Raw genomic sequence first — 17,599 nt, 5'->3', positions numbered from 1 at the left:
GACCCTAACAGGAGAGTTGATCCAGTCTCTAAGTGTATCGGTTGCATATTCGTATCCGTTTCACCTACGGTGCGTGGGGTCAGGACAGCGCAACCGACAGGAGCGAACCGTGACGACCACACCCCGAATCGCCATCATCGGCGGCGGGCCGGCCGGGCTGATGTGTGCCCGGGTCTTGCAGGGACATGGCATAGCGCCGACGGTGTACGACGCCGATGCCGCCGTGGACTCCCGCGACACGGGAGGAACACTCGACCTGCACGCCGACTCCGGCCAGATCGCGTTGGAGGATGCCGGGCTGATGGACGCCTTCCTGGCGTCGGCCCGCGTCGAGGGCCAGGCCAAGAGCCGCCGGGATCACCAGGGCACGGTGCTAGCGGAGTTCACCCCCGCCGCGGGCGACCGGGCAGCGCCCGAGATCGACCGCGGCCAACTACGGACCATGCTGCACGAGCACCTGTGGCCCGGCACGGTCCGTTGGGGACACGAACTCGTCAAGGCGGCACCGCTCGGCAAGGGCGTGCACCGCCTGGAGTTCGCCAACGGTGCCAGTGTGGAAGCGGACCTGGTGATCGGCGCCGATGGCACCTGGTCGAAGGTCCGCCCCCTGCTCACCGACGCGGTTCCGGAATACCTGGGGGTCTGTTTCCTCGACGTCCGATTCGACGCCGTGGACACCCGGCACCCCGAGATCGCCGCGATCGTCGGTGCCGGGCACATGTTCGCCAACGACTGCGACGGCCGCGCGGTGATCGTTCAGCGCAACAGCAACGGTGTGGTCCGCGGCTACGTGTCGTTCCGTGCCGAGCTGGACTGGCACGTCAAGGCCGGGGTCAACCTCGCCGACCGCGAGTCCGTCCGGTCCTGTCTGCTGCGGGAGTTCAGCGGCTGGTCCTCGTCCATGCGGCCGCTGCTCACCGACAACGACGGTGACTACGTACCGCGTTCCTTCTGGGCACTGCCCGCCCCGCTGACCTGGGACCGCGTCCCCGGGGTCACCCTGATCGGCGACTCCGCCCACGCCATGGCTCCCTTCGGTGGCCACGGCGCGAACCTCGCCCTGCTCGACGGCGCGGAACTCGCGCACGCCGTCAGCGAGGAGGCGAGCCTCGACAAGGCTGTCTCACGCTATGAGGCGGCGATGTTCGCCCGGTCCGGCGAACTCGCCATGAGTTCGAACACCGCGCTCGAGCGGTTCTTCGCCACCACGTCCCCGGACGCGCCGCACCTGCCCCCGGACCATGCGCGGGAGCACCAGGACTACGAAGCCAGGGCAGCGGAGTACCGACGTCGGCGAGCCGAGGACAACGCCGGATCCACGCGAGCGTGAGGACATCGTTCAGCGCCGGCTCGCAGCGCCGTCGGTGCGGGACTCCGTGAAAGCTCCGGTCAGGTCTGAGCCATGTCCACGAAACGGGAGTAGTGACCCTGGAAGGCGACCGTGATCGTGGCGGTGGGGCCGTTACGGTGCTTGGCGACGATCAGGTCGGCCTCGCCCGCGCGCGGGGACTCCTTCTCGTACGCGTCCTCGCGGTGCAGCAGGATGACCATGTCGGCGTCCTGCTCGATGGAACCGGACTCACGCAGGTCGGAGACCATCGGCTTCTTGTCGGTGCGCTGCTCGGGGCCACGGTTGAGCTGGGAGAGGGCGATGACCGGGAGCTCCAGCTCCTTCGCGAGCAGCTTGAGGTTACGGGACATGTCCGAGACCTCCTGCTGACGGCTCTCGGCGCGCTTGGAGCCGCCGGACTGCATCAGCTGGAGGTAGTCGATGACGACCAACTTCAGGTCGTTGCGCTGCTTCAGCCGCCGGCACTTGGCGCGGATCTCCATCATCGACAGGTTCGGGGAGTCGTCGATGTACAGGGGCGCGGCCGAGACGTCCGGCATGCGGCGGGCGAGCCGGGTCCAGTCCTCGTCGGTCATCGTGCCGGAACGCATGTGGTGCAGGGCGACCCGGGCCTCGGCGGACAGCAGCCGCATCGCGATCTCGTTGCGGCCCATCTCGAGCGAGAAGATGACGCTCGGGAGGTTGTTCTTGATCGAGGCGGCACGCGCGAAGTCCAGTGCGAGCGTCGACTTACCCATGGCGGGACGGGCCGCGATGACGATCATCTGACCCGGGTGGAGGCCGTTCGTCAGCGAGTCGAAGTCGGTGAACCCGGTGGGTACGCCCGTCATCTCACCGCTGCGTGAGCCGATCGCCTCGATCTCGTCGAGGGCGCCCTCCATGATGTCGCCGAGCGGCAGGTAGTCCTCGCTGGTGCGCTGCTCGGTGACCGCGTAGATCTCTGCCTGGGCGCTGTTGACGATCTCGTCCACGTCGCCGTCGGCCGCGTAGCCCATCTGCGTGATGCGCGTGCCGGCCTCGACCAGGCGGCGCAGGACGGCCCGCTCGTGGACGATCTCCGCGTAGTACTCGGCGTTGGCCGCCGTCGGCACGGTCTGGACGAGAGTGTGCAGATACGCGGCCCCGCCGACCTTGTTGATCTCGCCGCGCTTGGTGAGTTCGGCGGCGATGGTGATCGGGTCGGCCGGCTCACCCTTGGCGTAGATGTCCAGGATGGCCTGGTAGATCGTCTCGTGCGCGGGCTTGTAGAAGTCGTGGCCCTTGAGGATCTCCACGACGTCGGCGATGGCGTCCTTCGACAGCAGCATGCCGCCCAGCACCGACTGCTCGGCGTCCAGATCCTGGGGAGGCACCCGCTCGAAGGACGAGCCCGCACCCTCCCACGCACCGTTGTCCCGGCCCCGGTCGTGCTGTTCGTCACGGCCCCGGCCGCCGTCACCACGCCGCCGGGAGGCCGGCAGACGATCACTGGGCCCGCTGTCGGCCCACGGATCGTCCAAGGGCTCGGAAATGCTCACCGAGCCACCTCCTCCCGTCCGCACGGCGGACCTCGCCGACGTCTTTTGTACGGCACGACACTGACAAACAAGAGGCCCAACTCCGCTTCTGACGCGTCGGATTTGTGACGTTTCCCGGGCCGGAACACAGATGCTTCCGGGGCCGCGAGAAGGAGCGGGCGCCGGACCACGGTAGGCCCGGCGGCACCGTCAGCCAATCTGGTTATCCACAGGCCATGTGGACGACCGCCCGGATGCTGTGGAGAACTCGCCGAAACCTGTGCACGACCCGGTGGACAGCCCTGTGAACAAGCCCTCGATCCCCTCAAGGGAAACCCTCTGACCAGCAGTTTTGCCGTCCACTGGCTGTGCAGAAGAAAAACTTTCCCCATCGGGCCAAGATCGCTTCGAACGGTTCCCGAAAGGACACGCCATGAGACGGCAAGTAAGGATCAATAGCCAATTGCATCACTTACCTGTGGACGATTAGATTGATGCGCATGACACAGGCTCCAGCGACCCTCCGCGCGACCCGGAGACGGCACGACAGGGACATCGTCGCACTGGCCGTCCCGGCCTTCGGCGCCCTCATCGCCGAGCCTCTGTTCGTCCTGGCGGACAGCGCCATCGTCGGCCACCTCGGGACCACTCAGCTCGCCGGTCTCGGCGTCGCCTCGGCGCTCCTCACCACCGCCGTGAGCATCTTCGTCTTCCTCGCCTACGCCACCACGGCCGCCGTCGCCCGCCGCGTGGGAGCCGGTGATCTCCAGGCAGCCATCCGGCAGGGCATGGACGGGATCTGGCTGGCGCTGCTGCTCGGTGCCGCGGTGATCGCCGTCGTCCTGCCCCTCGCCCCGGTGATCGTGGACCTCTTCGGCGCCTCCGCCACTGCGGCCCCCTACGCCACGACGTATCTGCGCATCTCCGCACTGGGCATCCCCGCCATGCTCGGCGTCCTGGCCGCCACCGGTGTCCTGCGCGGCCTGCACGACACCCGGACTCCCCTCTACGTCGCGGTCGGCGGCTTCGTCGCCAACGCCGGACTGAACCTGGTGCTGGTCTACGGCGCCGGACTCGGCATCGCCGGCTCGGCCTGGGGCACGGTCATCGCGCAGTGCGGGATGGCGGCCGTCTACCTGGCCGTCGTCGTCCGCGGGGCCCGACGGCACGGTGCTTCCCTCCGTCCGGACGCCGCCGGCATCCGGGCCTCGGCCCGGGCAGGCGTCCCCCTCCTCGTCCGTACCTTGTCCCTGCGGGCGATCATCATGATCGCGACAGCGGTCGCGGCACGGCTCGGCGACGCCGACATCGCCGCACATCAGATCACCCTGTCGCTGTGGAACCTGCTGGCCTTCGCGCTGGACGCGATCGCGATCGCGGGGCAGGCCATCATCGGCCGGTACCTCGGCGCCGACGACGCCGACGGCGCACGCGAGGCATGCCGCCGAATGATCCAGTGGGGAATCGCGACCGGTGTCGTACTCGGCCTGCTCGTGGTGGCCGCCCGGCCGCTGTTTCTGCCGCTGTTCACCAGCGATCCCGTGGTCCAGGACGTCGCCCTGCCGGCACTGCTGCTGGTGGCGCTCTCCCAGCCCGTCTGCGGGATCGTCTTCGTCCTGGACGGGGTTCTGATGGGCGCGGGCGACGGCCCCTACCTGGCCTGGGCCATGGTGGTCACCCTGGGGGTGTTCGCTCCGGTGGCCCTGCTGGTGCCCGCTCTCGGTGGCGGGCTCACCGCGATCTGGGCGGCGATGGCGCTGATGATGACGGTGCGCATGCTGACCCTGTGGCTGCGCGCCCGTTCGGGCCGCTGGATCGTGACGGGCGCGGCCCGCTGACCGTTTCACGTGAAACACGGCGCGGACGTGCTCCCGGCCATGGTGAAAGGGGCCGCACCCTTCACGGGTACGGCCCCTTTCACGTGCTCAGGTGAGCACAGTGATCACGCAGCGATCAGGCCGCGACGACCTCGATGCTGACCTTGGCGGCAACCTCGGGGTGCAGACGCACGGACGTCTCGTGGGCGCCCAGGGTCTTGATCGGAGAGGTCAGCTCGACGCGGCGCTTGTCGACCTCGGGGCCACCGGAAGCCTTGATCGCGGAAGCGATGTCGGCCGGGGTGACGGAACCGAAGAGACGGCCGGAGTCGCCGGAGCGGACGGCCAGAGTGACCTTGACGCCCTCGAGCTGGCCCTTGATCTGGTTGGCCTGCTCGATGGTCTGGATCTCGTGGATCTTGCGAGCGCGACGGATCTGCTCGACGTCCTTCTCGCCACCCTTGGTCCAGCGGATAGCGAACTTCCGCGGGATCAGGTAGTTGCGAGCGTAACCGTCCTTGACGTCGACGACGTCGCCCGCGGCACCGAGGCCGGAGACCTCGTGGGTGAGGATGATCTTCATGAGTGGGTCACCCTTCCCTTATCGCGCGGTGGACGTGTAGGGCAGCAGCGCCATCTCACGGCTGTTCTTGACGGCCGTGGCGACGTCACGCTGGTGCTGCGTGCAGTTGCCGGTCACGCGGCGGGCACGGATCTTGCCGCGGTCGGAAATGAACTTCCGCAGCATGTTCGTGTCCTTGTAGTCCACGTACGTGACCTTGTCCTTGCAGAATGCGCAGACCTTCTTCTTCGGCTTGCGCACAGGCGGCTTCGCCATTGGTGTTTCTCCTGTGTGATCAAGAAGTTGGGGTACGACCCACCCTCAGCCCGAGGGCTTAGAAGGGGGGCTCGTCCGAGTAGCCGCCACCGTTGCCGCCGGAGCTTCCGCCCCAGCCGCCGCCGGCCTGGCTGCCACCGGCGGGAGTGCCGGTCGCCCAGGGGTCGTCGGCCGGAGCGCCGGTGCCGGCGCCGGCACCCTGCTGGGCGCCACCGGAACCACCGCCCCAGCCGCCGCCCTGCTGGCCGCCGCCACCGCCGCTGTAGCCCCCCTGGCCACCGCGACCGCCACCACCGGCGGTCTTGGTGACCTTGGCCGTGGCATTGCGCAGGCTGGGGCCGACTTCCTCGACGTCCAGCTCGTAGACCGTGCGCTTGACGCCCTCACGGTCCTCATAGGACCGCTGCTTCAGCCGGCCCTGCACGATGACGCGCATGCCTCGCTGGAGCGACTCGGCGACGTTCTCCGCCGCCTGACGCCAGACCGAGCAGGTCAGGAAGAGGCTTTCGCCGTCCTTCCACTCGTTCGTCTGACGGTCGAAGGTGCGGGGAGTGGACGCGACGCGGAACTTCGCGACCGCCGCACCGGACGGGGTGAAGCGCAGCTCGGGGTCGTCGACAAGATTGCCGATGACCGTGATGACGGTCTCGCCTGCCATGGGGGAACCTCTCGGCGGGTTTGCTGCTGGCTGCTTGGTGCTGCTACTCGAGTCCCGGGATCAGCTGAGCGGAAGCTCAGTGCATCTCGGGGCGGAGGACCTTGGTCCGGAGGATCGACTCGTTCAGGTTCATCTGGCGGTCGAGCTCCTTGACGACCGCAGGCTCGGCCTGAAGGTCGATGACCGAGTAGATGCCCTCGGGCTTCTTCTTGATCTCGTAGGCGAGACGACGACGGCCCCAGGTGTCGACCTTCTCAACCTTGCCGCCACCGTCGCGGACGACGGAGAGGAAGTTCTCGATCAGCGGGGAGACAGCACGCTCTTCGAGATCGGGGTCGAGGATGACCATCACCTCGTAGTGACGCATGTGGAACCCACCTCCTTCGGACTCAGCGGCCACGGTCGTTCCGTGGCAGGAGGGTTGTGATGCGTTCGCAACGGTATCGGCCACCACTGACAGTCGAGGGCCCCGAGGGGGCACCCGGTGGGTGTGGGCAGACACCGTGCAGACGGTACAGACTACCCGCACACCCGCTTCCGGTTGAAATCCTGCCGCCGAGGCCGTCAATCTGTACCCATCGGGTGTCGACGGCGCTACGATGCGCCGCTTCCGCAGGAGGTGCCCTATGGCACAGGCATTGCAGCCCAACACAGCCGGATCCCTGTTCGCGACGGACGGCAAGTCCCATCCGCTCCAGGACGCCCTCATGGCGGTGACGCTGGTCCTGGGGCTGCTGTCCTTCATCACGTCGTTCTTCCACGGCCTCCACCTGCTGACGTCCTGGGCCGGCCTGGCCGGGCTCCTGGTCGGCGTGTACGGACAGTGGATCTCCGTGACCACTCGCGAGCGCTTCGGTCTGATCCTGGGCCTCGGTGCCTCGGGAATCGGTTTCCTGCTCGGCATGGCACACGGCGGACTGTTCGGCGGGCTCATCTAGCTGACCCGTCCGGGCTAAGGCCCGTACGCCCAGTCGGGGCGCTCGCGGGGCGCAGTAGGCTTCGGCGCGAGAGCCGGAGCCCCTGTACCCATGGGGACACACCAGCCCGAGGAGCGCCCCGACATGAGCCTGACCCTGAGGACCATCAGCCGTGAGCAACATCTGGCTTACATCCAGAGCCTGCCTGCGGCGAGCCACATGCAGGTCCCGGCATGGGCCGATGTGAAGGCCGAGTGGCGCTCGGAGAGCCTCGGCTGGTTCGACAAGAGCGGCCAGCTGGTCGGCGTCGGCCTGGTCCTCTACCGCCAGCTGCCCAAGATCAAGCGCTATCTGGCATACCTGCCCGAGGGCCCGGTCATCAACTGGTACGCGCCGAACCTGGACGACTGGATCCAGCCGATGCTGGCGCACCTGAAGGAGCAGGGCGCCTTCTCCGTGAAGATGGGCCCGCCGGTGATCATCCGGCGCTGGAACGCGGACACCATCAAAAGGGGCATCCAGGACCCGGACATCAAGCGGCTGCGCGACCTGGAGGCCGACTTCATCGAGCCGCGCGCCTTCGAGGTGTCCGACAAGCTGCGCCGCATGGGCTGGCAGCAGGGCGAGGACGGCGGTGCCGGCTTCGGTGACGTGCAGCCCCGCTACGTCTACCAGGTGCCGCTGGCCAACCGTTCCCTGGAAGAGGTCCACAAGAACTTCAACCAGCTGTGGCGCCGCAACATCAAGAAGGCCGAGAGGGCCGGCGTGGAGGTCGTCCAGGGCGGCTACCAGGACCTGCCCGAGTGGCAGCGGCTGTACGAGATCACGGCTGTCCGCGACCACTTCCGGCCCCGCCCGCTGTCGTACTTCCAGCGCATGTGGACGGCCCTCAACACCGAGGACCCCAACCGCATGCGGCTGTACTTCGCCCGCCACAACGGGGTGAACCTGTCCGCGGCGACCATGCTGATCGTCGGGGGCCACGTCTGGTACTCCTACGGCGCCTCCGACAACATCGGCCGCGAGGTCCGGCCGTCGAACGCGATGCAGTGGCGGATGCTGTGCGACGCCTACGCGCTCGGCGCCACCGTCTACGACCTGCGGGGTATCTCCGACTCGCTGGACGAGACCGACCACCTCTTCGGCCTCATCCAGTTCAAGGTCGGCACCGGCGGCCAGGCAGCCGAGTACCTCGGCGAGTGGGACTTCCCGCTGAACAAGCTGCTCCACAAGGCGCTCGACATCTACATGTCGCGCCGCTGAGCCGCGCGGGCGTTTGATTCCATAGCCTTCACAGTTCTCACCTCACCGATCCACCGCAGTCACGAGAAAGGTCCCGGGTCCGGCCATGGCGCTCACGCTCTACGTCGACACCGCGCGCTGGCGTGCGCACCACAAGCACGTGCAGGAGCAGTTCCCGGGGCTGGTCCCGGTCTGCAAGGGCAACGGCTACGGCTTCGGGCACGAACGGCTGTCGGAGGAGGCCACACGGCTCGGTGCCGACCTGCTCGCCGTCGGCACCACGTACGAGGCCGCGCGCATCAAGGACTTCTTCGGCGGTGACCTGCTGGTGCTGACGCCGTACCGGCGTGGCGAGGAGCCGGTGCCGCTGCCCGACCGGGTGGTGCGCTCGGTGTCGTCGATCGACGGCGTGTACGGCCTCGTCGGCGCCCGTGTCGTCATCGAGGTGATGTCCTCGATGAAGCGGCACGGCGTCAGCGAGCAGGAGCTGCCCCAGCTGCACCAGGCCATAGAGAACGTCCGGCTGGAGGGCTTCGCCATCCACCTGCCGCTGGACCGCACCGACGGTTCGGACGCCGTCGAGGAGGTCATCGGCTGGATGGACCGGCTGCGTGCGGCCAGGCTGCCGCTGCACACGATGTTCGTCAGCCATCTCAAGGCGGACGAGCTGGCCCGGCTCCAGCAGCAGTTCCCGCAGACCCGGTTCCGCGCCCGCATCGGCACGCGGCTGTGGCTGGGGGACCACGAGGCCACCGAGTACCACGGTGCCGTCCTGGACGTCACACGCGTGGCGAAGGGCGACCGGTTCGGTTACCGGCAGCAGAAGGCGGCCTCCGACGGCTTCCTGGTGGTCGTGGCGGGCGGTACGTCGCACGGGGTGGGCCTGGAAGCCCCGAAGGCCCTGCACGGCGTCATGCCGCGCGCCAAGGGCGTCGCACGGGCCGGGCTCGCCACGGTCAACCGGAACCTCTCGCCGTTCGTCTGGGGCGGCAAGCAGCGCTGGTTCGCCGAGCCGCCGCACATGCAGGTGTCCATCCTGTTCGTCCCCGCGGACGCCCCTGAGCCGAAGGTCGGTGACGAGCTGGTGGCGCATCTGCGGCACACCACCACTCAGTTCGACCGGATAGTGGACCGCTGAGTCCGTCCGGACAGCGCGAAGGCCGTACTCCGGGATTCCGGCGTACGGCCTTCCGCATGACCTGACGGGCGGATCAAGAGGGCTGTTCGCTCACGGCGAACTGTCCTTGCTGGTCGGTGTCCCGGGCTTGCCGGCCGGTGTCGCGGGCTTGCCCCAGTCCACCTGCGGCCCCTCGAAGCGGACCGCGTGCGGCGACGGACGGGCCGCAGCGCCGAACACGAAGGCGTCCTCCGCACCGTCGAGCACCCCGCCCGAGGGATCGTCCTCTCCGGCCCGGCGCACGACGTCCCGTTCCGGCATGAGGATGTCCCGTACGACGACGGCACACAGGTACAGCGTGCCCAGCAGATGGACGACGATCGCCCAGTGGTAGCCCTGCGTCGGCAGACCCTTGTGGGCGTCGCCGCTGGTCGTGTAGGCGAGGTACAACCAGATGCCCAGGAAGTACGCCACCTCGCACACCTGCCAGACCAGGAAATCGCGCCACCTGGGCCGGGCGAGGACCGCCAGCGGCACCAGCCACAGGACGTACTGCGGGGAGTAGACCTTGTTGGTGAGGACGAAGGCCGCCACCATCAGGAACGCCAGCTGGGCGAAGCGCGGGCGGCGTGGAGCCGTGAACGCCAGCGCGGCGACGCCGAGGAAGCACAGCACCACCAGCACCATGGCGGCGCTGTTGACGAAGCTGGTGGTGGGCGGGTTGCTGGAGTTCTGCGACCAGATCAGCCAGAAGGAGCCGAAGTCGACCCCGCGCTCCTCGCTGAAGGTGTAGAACTTCGCCCAGCCTTCGCGGATGTGGAAGCCCGACGCGTCGTGCGTGAGCATCACGGGCAGGTCCACCACGAGCCAGGAAACCACCGCGCCGGCCACGGCCTGACCGAACTGCCGCCATCTGCCGGCCCGCCAGCAGAGCACCAGCAGCGGACCCAGCAGCAGGACGGGATACAGCTTGGCGGCCGTGGCGAGCCCCAACAGGACACCGAAGGCAAGGGCCCGGCCCCGCGACCACATCAGCATCGCGGCGGCCGTCAGAGCCACCGCCAGCAGGTCCCAGTTGATGGTCGCGGTCAGGGCGAAGGCGGGCGACAGGGCGACCAGCAGGCCGTCCCAGGGGCGCCGGCGGTGGGTGCGGGCCACACAGACGGCGACGACCGCGGCGCACACCATCAACATCCCGGCGTTGACGAACCAGTACCACTGCTCCTGGTGCTGGATGCTGCCGCTGTGCGGGGTCAGCCAGGAGGCCACCTCCATGAACAGACCGGTCAGCACCGGATATTCGAGGTAGCCCATGTCGCCCGGCAGCTTGTCGAAGTACGGCACGAGATGGTCGGCGAACCCACGGCCCTGGTAGAGGTGCGGGATGTCCGAGTAGCAGGCGTGCGTGTACTGGCTGCTCGCGCCGAAGAACCAGGCACTGTGGTAGCAGGGCGCCTTCTGGACCAGGCCGAGGGCGAACATGCCGATCGCCACGAGCACCACGATCCGTACGGGCGTCCACCAGGAGGTCCCGGACAGGGCGCGCTGCCCCAGCGGGCCGCCGATCAGCTCACTGCCGGCGGCGGCGACCTCGTCCTCCCTGGTCGGCTGCACCGGTTGTGCCGTGGCGGCCCGCACGGGTTCGGGCTCACGCATGCTCGCGGGCGTCATCTCTGCACTGGGCATGAGGCACATCCTGCCGTACCTGCCCCTGGACACGCCGAGGGCCGCCGCACCTCGTGGGTGCGGCGGCCCGTGTTTCACGTGAAACACCCGCCGTCGGCGATATGGGCGCCAACCGGACAGATCGCCTAGCTAACCGGTCGGGCCTCCGAAGAAGCCGCCGTTGCCGTTGCCGTTGCCCCGGGTGTTCCCGTTCCCGGCTGTGTCCGTGGGCGCCGGGGTGGTGCCTCCGTCGGTGCCCCCGCCCGTGTCCGTGCCACCGGTGCCGGTGGTGTTCCCGTCGCAGGTGTTGCCCCATCCGAGGGTGCAGGACGCGCTGGCCGAGGGAGACGGCGTGGGTGTCGTCTCACTGGGCGTCGGACTCGGTGTGGCGCTCGGCGTCGGAGTCGGAGACGGCGTGAACGTGGCGCTCGGGGTCGGGGAAGGGGCGCCCACCTCGTCCTTGACCGAGCCGATCTCGGTGGCGGACGGGAAACCGGGGTCGTTCTTCCCCTTGAGCGCGGTCCTCATGTACTCGGTCCACACGGATGTCGGGATGTCGCCACCGTGGATGGAGTCCACGCCCGCCGTGCCGTTCATGGACAGCAGCTTGTGGTCCTTGGGGTTCTCGCGGAACATCGCCACCGAGGTCGACAGCTGCTGGGTGTAGCCGACGAACCAGGCCGACTTGTTCTCGTCGGTGGTGCCGGTCTTGCCGGCCGCCGTCCGGCCGAGAGCCTTGGCGTTCGTGCCCGTGCCGTTCTGGATGACGTTCTCCAGGACGTCCGTGACGTTGTTGGCGATGTTCGGGTCCAGTACCTGCTGGGGGGCGGGCCTGGGCTTGACGAAGCTCGGCGCGTCCGCGCCGTTGACCTTGACCGCGGTCACGGAGTACGGGTCCGTCTGCTTGCCGGACGCGGCGAATGTCGCGTAGGCGTCGGCCATGCGGATCGCGCTGGGCGTCGACGTACCGATGGCGAAGGACGGGTTGAGGTCCTGCGACATGCTGTCGCCGAGGATGCCGGCGGACTTGGCGACGTCCCGGACGTGCGTCATCCCCACGTCGACACCGAGCTGCACGAACGGTGTGTTGACGGACTGCTCCATCGCCTTGCGCAGGGTGATGTACCCCCACGGATGGTCGCTCTCGTTGTTCTGGAAGAAGTACGAATTGTCCTTGTTGAGGTAGAACGACCCGTCCGGCTTGTGGACCTTCAAGTGGTCGTTGCCGTTGTACTTGCTCAGCGGAGACAGACCCTCGCCATTGGAGTCGTACGTGCCGTACTTCATGGCCGCGGCGAGCACGAACGGTTTCCAGGTCGAACCCACCGGTACGCCGGAGGTGTCGGCGTTGTTCGTGAAGTGCCCGTTCTCGTAGCCGTCACCGCCGTAGAGAGCGACGATGGCACCGTCCCTGGGCACCACCGAGGCCGCGCCGAACTGGACGTACTTGTCGAGGTCGCGGTGCTTCGGGTCGAGCCGGTCCTTCTGGACGTTCTTCACGGCCTTGGCCAGGGCGTTGACCTTGCCCTTCTGGAACGTCGTGTAGATCTGGTAACCACCCCGGTCGAACTGGGCCTCCGTGATGTCGGAGTGGGCGAGCACGTACTTCTTCGCCGTGTCGACCAGGTAGCTGATCTGCCCGGTCATGCCCTTGGTCGCCTTGCGGCCGTCCGGCATCGGGTACTTCTTGATCGCCTTCTGGTACTGGGCGTCGCTGAGGTGCTTGTCCTTGTGCATCTCGCCGAGGATCCAGGCCCAGCGGGCCTGGGAGCGCTTCTTGTTGGCCTCGGCGCTCGCCGACTTGTCGAGATCCTGGGCGCCCGCCGGGTCGTAGTACGTCGGGCCCTTGAGCAGGGCCGCGAGGACGGCGCACTCGCTCGGCTGGAGGTCGACCGCGTCCTTGCCGTAGTAGGTCTGCGCCGCGGCCTGGATGCCGTACGCGCCCCGGCCGAAGTACGAGGTGTTCAGATAACCCCGCAGGATGACGTCTTTCTTCAGCTTCGTGCCCACCTTGATGGAGATGAACATCTCCTTGAACTTACGGGTGAGCGTCTGGTCCTGGCTGAGGTACGTGTTCTTCACGTACTGCTGGGTGATGGTCGAGCCGCCCTGCGTCTGACCGCCCCGCGCCATGTTGGCCACGGCACGCGCGATGCCCATGGGGTCGATACCCGAGTCCTGGTAGAAGGACTTGTTCTCGGCGGAGATCACGGCGTAGCGCATCGCCACCGGGATCTGCTCGATGTTGACGTTCTGCCGGTTGACGCCGGTACCCGTGGCGACCATCTGGCTCTTGTCGGCCCAGTAGTAGACGTTGTTCTGGGACTTGGCCGCGTCGTTCTCGTTGGGGATCGAGACCATCGCGTACCCGATGCCCACCATCGCGACCAGACCGCCGAGGAAGCCGATGAACAGGCCGCTGACCAGCTTCCAGGACGGCACCCAGCGCCCCCAGCCGTGCCTGCCGGCCCGGGGATAGTCGATCAGCCGCTTCTTGCCGGGTGCCGTTGCCGTCCGGCCCCTGCCGCGTCCGGGGCCGGCTGGACCGCCCGGACCACCGCGCCGGCCGTCCGGGGCGGCGGCGTCGGCCGGTCTGCGGCGGCCGCCCTTCTGCGCCGCCCGGCGGGCCTCGGCACGGCTGCCGTAGGCATCGCCTCCCGTGTCCTGGGAATCCGGACCATAGGAACTGGACGCATAGGAGTCGGCAGGGGCCCCGGTGGCGCCTCGCGGTGCCGCACGGCGGCCGGGGGACGAACCGGACTGGCCGCGTCGGGCCGCGGCACGTCCGCCTCCCTGCGGCTGCGGCGGTTTGCGACGGTGCTCGCTCATCGAACGATTTACTCCTCGGGCAGGCGCACCCGTGCGCGCCTGGAACGGCGGCTGGTTTCCGGTCCCCCCGAAGTACGGATGTGGTCGGTTCCGCATTCACCCGTACCGCACCGAGGACGACGACGCGTCCCGGGCGCCACGTGGTTCCCGGTGGTGTGCATGCCGCACAGACTACGCACCGCCAAAACCTGCCGAGCCCCGAAGTTCACCCCAAAACAGGCAACTTGCCTCCAACGAATCGGTGATGTGATCCCGTTCACCGTCATCCCCCTTGTCGCCCACAGTCGGCCGTTCTATCGTGCTGATGTATCGAGTCGATACATCAGCACGGTATAAAGACACGGACAGGCACTGCGAGACCTGCGGGATCGGCCTGCGGGACCGGGAGGAGGCGACGATGAGCCGGCGTTCCGGCATCCTTGAGTTCGCCGTACTCGGCCTGCTCCGCGAATCCCCGATGCACGGCTACGAGCTGCGCAAACGCCTGAACACGTCACTGGGTGTGTTCCGTGCGTTCAGTTACGGAACGCTGTACCCCTGCCTGAAGACGCTGGTCACCAACGGCTGGCTGATCGAGGAGCCGGGAAGCACCCACGAGGACGCGCTCGCCGCTCCTCTCGCCGGCCGCCGCGCCAAGATCGTTTACCGGCTGACGGCGGAAGGCAAGGAACATTTCGAGGAGCTGCTCTCGCAGACCGGCCCTGACGCGTACGAGGACGAGCACTTCGCCGCACGGTTCGCCTTCTTCGGGCAGACCTCGCGCGATGTGCGCATGCGCGTGCTGGAGGGCCGGCGCAGCCGCCTGGAGGAGCGCCTGGAGAAGATGCGCGCCTCGCTGGCGCGCACCCGGGAGCGCCTCGACGACTACACGCTTGAGCTACAGCGCCACGGCATGGAGTCCGTGGAGCGCGAAGTGCGCTGGCTGAACGAGCTCATCGAGAGCGAGCGGGCCGGGCGGGACCTGAAGGGTTCCGCGTCCGGGGGGACCGCTCAGCAGGACACCACCACAGGATCGACGGGCGGCCTGCCCCGCCCCGGGGACACCTCCGGGACGGATACGCCCGACGACACCGCCACGTGAGCGCCCAGTCAGGGCCTCACTCGTACACACAGGGAGCAACCGGAATGGGTTCGGTTCGCGTAGCCATCGTCGGCGTGGGCAACTGCGCGGCGTCGCTGGTGCAGGGAGTCGAGTACTACAAGGACGCCGACCCGGCGGCCAGGGTGCCCGGCCTGATGCACGTGCAGTTCGGTGACTACCACGTGCGCGACGTCGAGTTCGTCGCCGCGTTCGATGTCGATGCCAAGAAGGTCGGCCTGGACCTCGCGGACGCGATCGGCGCCTCCGAGAACAACACCATCAAGATCTGCGACGTTCCCACCACCGGTGTGACGGTCCAGCGCGGCCACACCCTCGACGGTCTCGGCAAGTACTACCGCGAGACCATCGAGGAGTCGGACGCCGAGCCGGTCGACATCGTCCAGATCCTGAAGGACAAGCAGGTCGACGTCCTGGTCTGCTACCTCCCCGTGGGCTCCGAGGCCGCCGCGAAGTTCTACGCGCAGGCCGCCATCGACGCCAAGGTCGCCTTCGTCAACGCCCTCCCGGTCTTCATCGCCGGCACCAAGGAGTGGGCGGACAAGTTCACCGAGGCCGGTGTGCCGATCGTCGGTGACGACATCAAGTCCCAGGTCGGTGCCACCATCACGCACCGCGTCATGGCGAAGCTGTTCGAGGACCGCGGTGTCGTCCTCGACCGCACGATGCAGCTGAACGTCGGTGGCAACATGGACTTCAAGAACATGCTCGAGCGCGAGCGCCTGGAGTCCAAGAAGATCTCCAAGACGCAGGCCGTCACCTCCCAGATCCCCGACCGGGACCTTGGTGAGAAGAACGTCCACATCGGCCCGTCGGACTACGTGGCCTGGCTGGACGACCGCAAGTGGGCCTACGTCCGCCTCGAGGGCCGCGCCTTCGGTGACGTCCCGCTGAACCTGGAGTACAAGCTCGAGGTCTGGGACTCCCCGAACTCCGCGGGTGTCATCATCGACGCCCTGCGCGCAGCGAAGATCGCCAAGGACCGCGGCATCGGCGGCCCGATCCTGTCGGCGTCCTCGTACTTCATGAAGTCCCCGCCGGTGCAGTACTTCGACGACGAGGCCCGTGAGAACGTCGAGAAGTTCATCCGCGGTGACGTCGAGCGCTAGTCAGAGCTGATCGCCGGCTCGGCACAGCGGCGCGTCGAAACAACGCTCCTGCCAGGGCGGTGAAGGTCCCCGGGTCCCCTGACCCGGGGACTTTCCTCATGTGTGAGGCTGTGCCCCATGCCTGTCGTCCGAGACCTGCGTCTCCTGTCGCGTCTGCGGTACTTCCGGCGTCTGCTGTACGTCCGTCTCCTGTCCCAGGGTGCCGACGGCGTCTTCCAGATCGCGCTCGCCGCTTACGTCGTCTTCTCCCCGGAGAAGCAGACCTCGGCCGCCGCGGTCGCCTCGGCGATGGCGGTCCTGCTGCTCCCCTACTCCCTTGTGGGACCGTTCGCCGGGGTCCTGCTCGACCGCTGGCGGCGCCGACAGGTCTTCGTGTACGGCAATCTGCTGCGGGCCGTGCTCGCCGCGGCCACCGCCGGGCTCATCCTCGGCCGTGTCCCCGACTGGCTGTTCTACGTCTCCGCCCTCTGCGTCACGGCCGTGAACCGCTTCGTTCTCGCCGGGTTGTCCGCCGCCCTGCCCCGCGTGGTGGACGCCGAGCGCCTGGTGCTGGCCAACTCGGTCTCACCCACGGCCGGCACGCTCGCCGCGACCGCCGGCGGAGGCCTGGCTCTCGGTGTACGGCTCCTGGCCTCGGGTTCCGACGCCGCGGTGGTACTGCTCGGTGCGCTTCTCTACCTGTGCGCGAGCCTGGCGTCCCTGAGCCTGGCTCCCGGCCTCCTCGGTCCCGACCGGCACCCGGCTCGCCCCCACCTCGGTACGGCGCTCGCCGAGACGGCACGCGAGCTGGCCGCGGCCGTGCGGCACCTGGCCGCACCCCGGCGCCGGGAGACCGCCTGGGCCCTGACCGCGATGACGCTGATGCGCTTCTGCTACGGCGCGCTTCTCGTGCTGCTGCTCATGCTCTGCCGCTACGCCCTCTCCGACACTCCCGAAGAAGGACTGCGCCTGCTCGGGCCGGCACTGGCGCTGTCCGGCGCGGGATTCTTCGCGGCGGCCGTGGTGACGCCCTGGGCGGCGGGCCGGCTCGGCCCGGGCCGCTGGATCGTGGTGTGCTCCGGTACAGCGACGGTGCTCGTACCGGCTCTCGGTCTCCCTTTCGCCACCGCCCCGCTCCTGGCCGCCGCCTTCGTCCTGGGTGTGATCACCCAGGGCGCCAAGATCGCCACGGACACCCTCGTGCAGACGGGTGTCGACGACGACTTCCGTGGCCGCGTCTTCTCCGTGTACGACGTCCTCTTCAACGTGGCCTTCGTCGGCGCGGCAGGCGTGGCGGCCCTGCTACTGCCACCGGACGGCCGCTCAACCGCACTGGTGGTGCTGGTCTCCCTGATCTACGGCGGTATCTCCGTGACGCTGGCCCGCTTCGAACGACATGGGGCCGGGCGCGACGAGGCGCGGTGTTTCACGTGAAACACCGCCCCGGATGCCGTCGGCCCGCGGACGTGTTTCACGTGAAAC

General features: G+C 68.2%; 15 protein-coding genes. 8 read left to right on the top strand and 7 right to left on the bottom strand.

The genetic code is table 11. The annotated features are described in order from the left end of the window. Nucleotides 1-109 precede the first annotated feature (109 nt). Nucleotides 110-1,330, top strand: a complete 1,221-nt coding sequence (locus ABZ117_RS10045; RefSeq protein ID WP_356819130.1) for an NAD(P)/FAD-dependent oxidoreductase — start codon at nucleotides 110-112, stop codon at nucleotides 1,328-1,330. 59 nt (nucleotides 1,331-1,389) lie between these two features. On the opposite strand, the gene dnaB is transcribed toward ABZ117_RS10045, so the two are convergent. Continuing rightward, nucleotides 1,390-2,868: a replicative DNA helicase gene (gene dnaB, locus ABZ117_RS10040; RefSeq protein ID WP_356819128.1), complete on the bottom strand. Its 1,479-nt coding sequence runs from the start codon at nucleotides 2,866-2,868 to the stop codon at nucleotides 1,390-1,392. Nucleotides 2,869-3,347: 479 nt separating this feature from the next. Here dnaB and ABZ117_RS10035 point away from each other — a divergent pair, with 479 nt between their 5' ends. Then, nucleotides 3,348-4,685, top strand: coding sequence for an MATE family efflux transporter (locus tag ABZ117_RS10035; RefSeq protein ID WP_356819126.1), 1,338 nt, complete (start codon nucleotides 3,348-3,350; stop codon nucleotides 4,683-4,685). Nucleotides 4,686-4,800: 115 nt separating this feature from the next. On the opposite strand, the gene rplI is transcribed toward ABZ117_RS10035, so the two are convergent. From rplI to rpsF, 4 genes are all read right to left on the bottom strand, one after another. Beyond that, the gene (gene rplI, locus ABZ117_RS10030; protein ID WP_356819125.1) at nucleotides 4,801-5,247 is read right to left on the bottom strand and encodes a 50S ribosomal protein L9; all 447 of its coding nucleotides are present in this window, start codon (nucleotides 5,245-5,247) and stop codon (nucleotides 4,801-4,803) included. Nucleotides 5,248-5,265: 18 nt separating this feature from the next. Then, nucleotides 5,266-5,502, bottom strand: coding sequence for a 30S ribosomal protein S18 (gene rpsR / locus ABZ117_RS10025; protein ID WP_003949403.1), 237 nt, complete (start codon nucleotides 5,500-5,502; stop codon nucleotides 5,266-5,268). Nucleotides 5,503-5,560: 58 nt separating this feature from the next. Continuing rightward, nucleotides 5,561-6,160, bottom strand: a complete 600-nt coding sequence (locus ABZ117_RS10020; protein WP_356819123.1) for a single-stranded DNA-binding protein — start codon at nucleotides 6,158-6,160, stop codon at nucleotides 5,561-5,563. Nucleotides 6,161-6,236: 76 nt separating this feature from the next. Continuing rightward, a complete protein-coding gene (gene rpsF, locus ABZ117_RS10015; protein WP_121787906.1) occupies nucleotides 6,237-6,527 on the bottom strand; it encodes a 30S ribosomal protein S6 in 291 nt (96 codons plus the stop codon). 259 nt (nucleotides 6,528-6,786) lie between these two features. Here rpsF and ABZ117_RS10010 point away from each other — a divergent pair, with 259 nt between their 5' ends. The 3 genes from ABZ117_RS10010 to ABZ117_RS10000 all read left to right on the top strand — a co-directional run bounded on the left by ABZ117_RS10010 (nucleotide 6,787) and on the right by ABZ117_RS10000 (nucleotide 9,457). After that, on the top strand, nucleotides 6,787-7,098 hold the full coding sequence (locus ABZ117_RS10010) for a hypothetical protein (protein ID WP_356819121.1): 312 nt from the start codon (nucleotides 6,787-6,789) through the stop codon (nucleotides 7,096-7,098). Between the two features lie 123 nt (nucleotides 7,099-7,221). Next, a complete protein-coding gene (locus ABZ117_RS10005) occupies nucleotides 7,222-8,340 on the top strand; it encodes a peptidoglycan bridge formation glycyltransferase FemA/FemB family protein (protein WP_356819120.1) in 1,119 nt (372 codons plus the stop codon). Nucleotides 8,341-8,425: 85 nt separating this feature from the next. After that, complete coding sequence (locus ABZ117_RS10000; protein ID WP_356819118.1) at nucleotides 8,426-9,457, top strand: alanine racemase; 1,032 nt, start codon at nucleotides 8,426-8,428, stop codon at nucleotides 9,455-9,457. 90 nt (nucleotides 9,458-9,547) lie between these two features. Here the strand turns inward: ABZ117_RS10000 and ABZ117_RS09995 are convergent, their stop codons facing one another. Further along, nucleotides 9,548-11,122, bottom strand: coding sequence for a glycosyltransferase 87 family protein (locus ABZ117_RS09995; protein ID WP_356819117.1), 1,575 nt, complete (start codon nucleotides 11,120-11,122; stop codon nucleotides 9,548-9,550). A gap of 129 nt (nucleotides 11,123-11,251) precedes the next feature. After that, a complete protein-coding gene (locus ABZ117_RS09990; protein WP_356819115.1) occupies nucleotides 11,252-13,543 on the bottom strand; it encodes a transglycosylase domain-containing protein in 2,292 nt (763 codons plus the stop codon). 784 nt (nucleotides 13,544-14,327) lie between these two features. Here ABZ117_RS09990 and ABZ117_RS09985 point away from each other — a divergent pair. The 3 genes from ABZ117_RS09985 (at nucleotide 14,328) to ABZ117_RS09975 (ending at nucleotide 17,551) form a co-directional block, all read left to right on the top strand. Beyond that, the gene (locus tag ABZ117_RS09985) at nucleotides 14,328-15,011 is read left to right on the top strand and encodes a helix-turn-helix transcriptional regulator (RefSeq protein WP_356819114.1); all 684 of its coding nucleotides are present in this window, start codon (nucleotides 14,328-14,330) and stop codon (nucleotides 15,009-15,011) included. A gap of 44 nt (nucleotides 15,012-15,055) precedes the next feature. Next, complete coding sequence (locus ABZ117_RS09980) at nucleotides 15,056-16,138, top strand: inositol-3-phosphate synthase (protein ID WP_356819112.1); 1,083 nt, start codon at nucleotides 15,056-15,058, stop codon at nucleotides 16,136-16,138. Between the two features lie 117 nt (nucleotides 16,139-16,255). Further along, nucleotides 16,256-17,551, top strand: a complete 1,296-nt coding sequence (locus ABZ117_RS09975) for an MFS transporter (protein ID WP_356819110.1) — start codon at nucleotides 16,256-16,258, stop codon at nucleotides 17,549-17,551. Nucleotides 17,552-17,599 lie beyond the last annotated feature (48 nt).

This window comes from Streptomyces sp. NPDC006309 (assembly GCF_040613095.1).
Lineage (GTDB): Bacteria > Actinomycetota > Actinomycetes > Streptomycetales > Streptomycetaceae > Streptomyces.
This window is presented reverse-complemented; position numbering and strand designations above follow the sequence as displayed.

What these genes read in the sequence shown, in the direction of transcription:
- rpsR (WP_003949403.1), bottom strand. Translation starts at nt 5,502, where the DNA reads ATGGCGAAGCCGCCTGTGCGCAAGCCGAAGAAGAAGGTCTGCGCATTC.
- ABZ117_RS10035 (WP_356819126.1), top strand. Translation starts at nt 3,348, where the DNA reads ATGACACAGGCTCCAGCGACCCTCCGCGCGACCCGGAGACGGCACGAC.
- ABZ117_RS10020 (WP_356819123.1), bottom strand. Translation starts at nt 6,160, where the DNA reads ATGGCAGGCGAGACCGTCATCACGGTCATCGGCAATCTTGTCGACGAC.
- ABZ117_RS09980 (WP_356819112.1), top strand. Translation starts at nt 15,056, where the DNA reads ATGGGTTCGGTTCGCGTAGCCATCGTCGGCGTGGGCAACTGCGCGGCG.
- ABZ117_RS09985 (WP_356819114.1), top strand. Translation starts at nt 14,328, where the DNA reads ATGAGCCGGCGTTCCGGCATCCTTGAGTTCGCCGTACTCGGCCTGCTC.
- rpsF (WP_121787906.1), bottom strand. Translation starts at nt 6,527, where the DNA reads ATGCGTCACTACGAGGTGATGGTCATCCTCGACCCCGATCTCGAAGAG.
- rplI (WP_356819125.1), bottom strand. Translation starts at nt 5,247, where the DNA reads ATGAAGATCATCCTCACCCACGAGGTCTCCGGCCTCGGTGCCGCGGGC.
- ABZ117_RS09995 (WP_356819117.1), bottom strand. Translation starts at nt 11,122, where the DNA reads ATGCCCAGTGCAGAGATGACGCCCGCGAGCATGCGTGAGCCCGAACCC.
- ABZ117_RS09975 (WP_356819110.1), top strand. Translation starts at nt 16,256, where the DNA reads ATGCCTGTCGTCCGAGACCTGCGTCTCCTGTCGCGTCTGCGGTACTTC.
- ABZ117_RS10010 (WP_356819121.1), top strand. Translation starts at nt 6,787, where the DNA reads ATGGCACAGGCATTGCAGCCCAACACAGCCGGATCCCTGTTCGCGACG.
- ABZ117_RS10000 (WP_356819118.1), top strand. Translation starts at nt 8,426, where the DNA reads ATGGCGCTCACGCTCTACGTCGACACCGCGCGCTGGCGTGCGCACCAC.
- ABZ117_RS10005 (WP_356819120.1), top strand. Translation starts at nt 7,222, where the DNA reads ATGAGCCTGACCCTGAGGACCATCAGCCGTGAGCAACATCTGGCTTAC.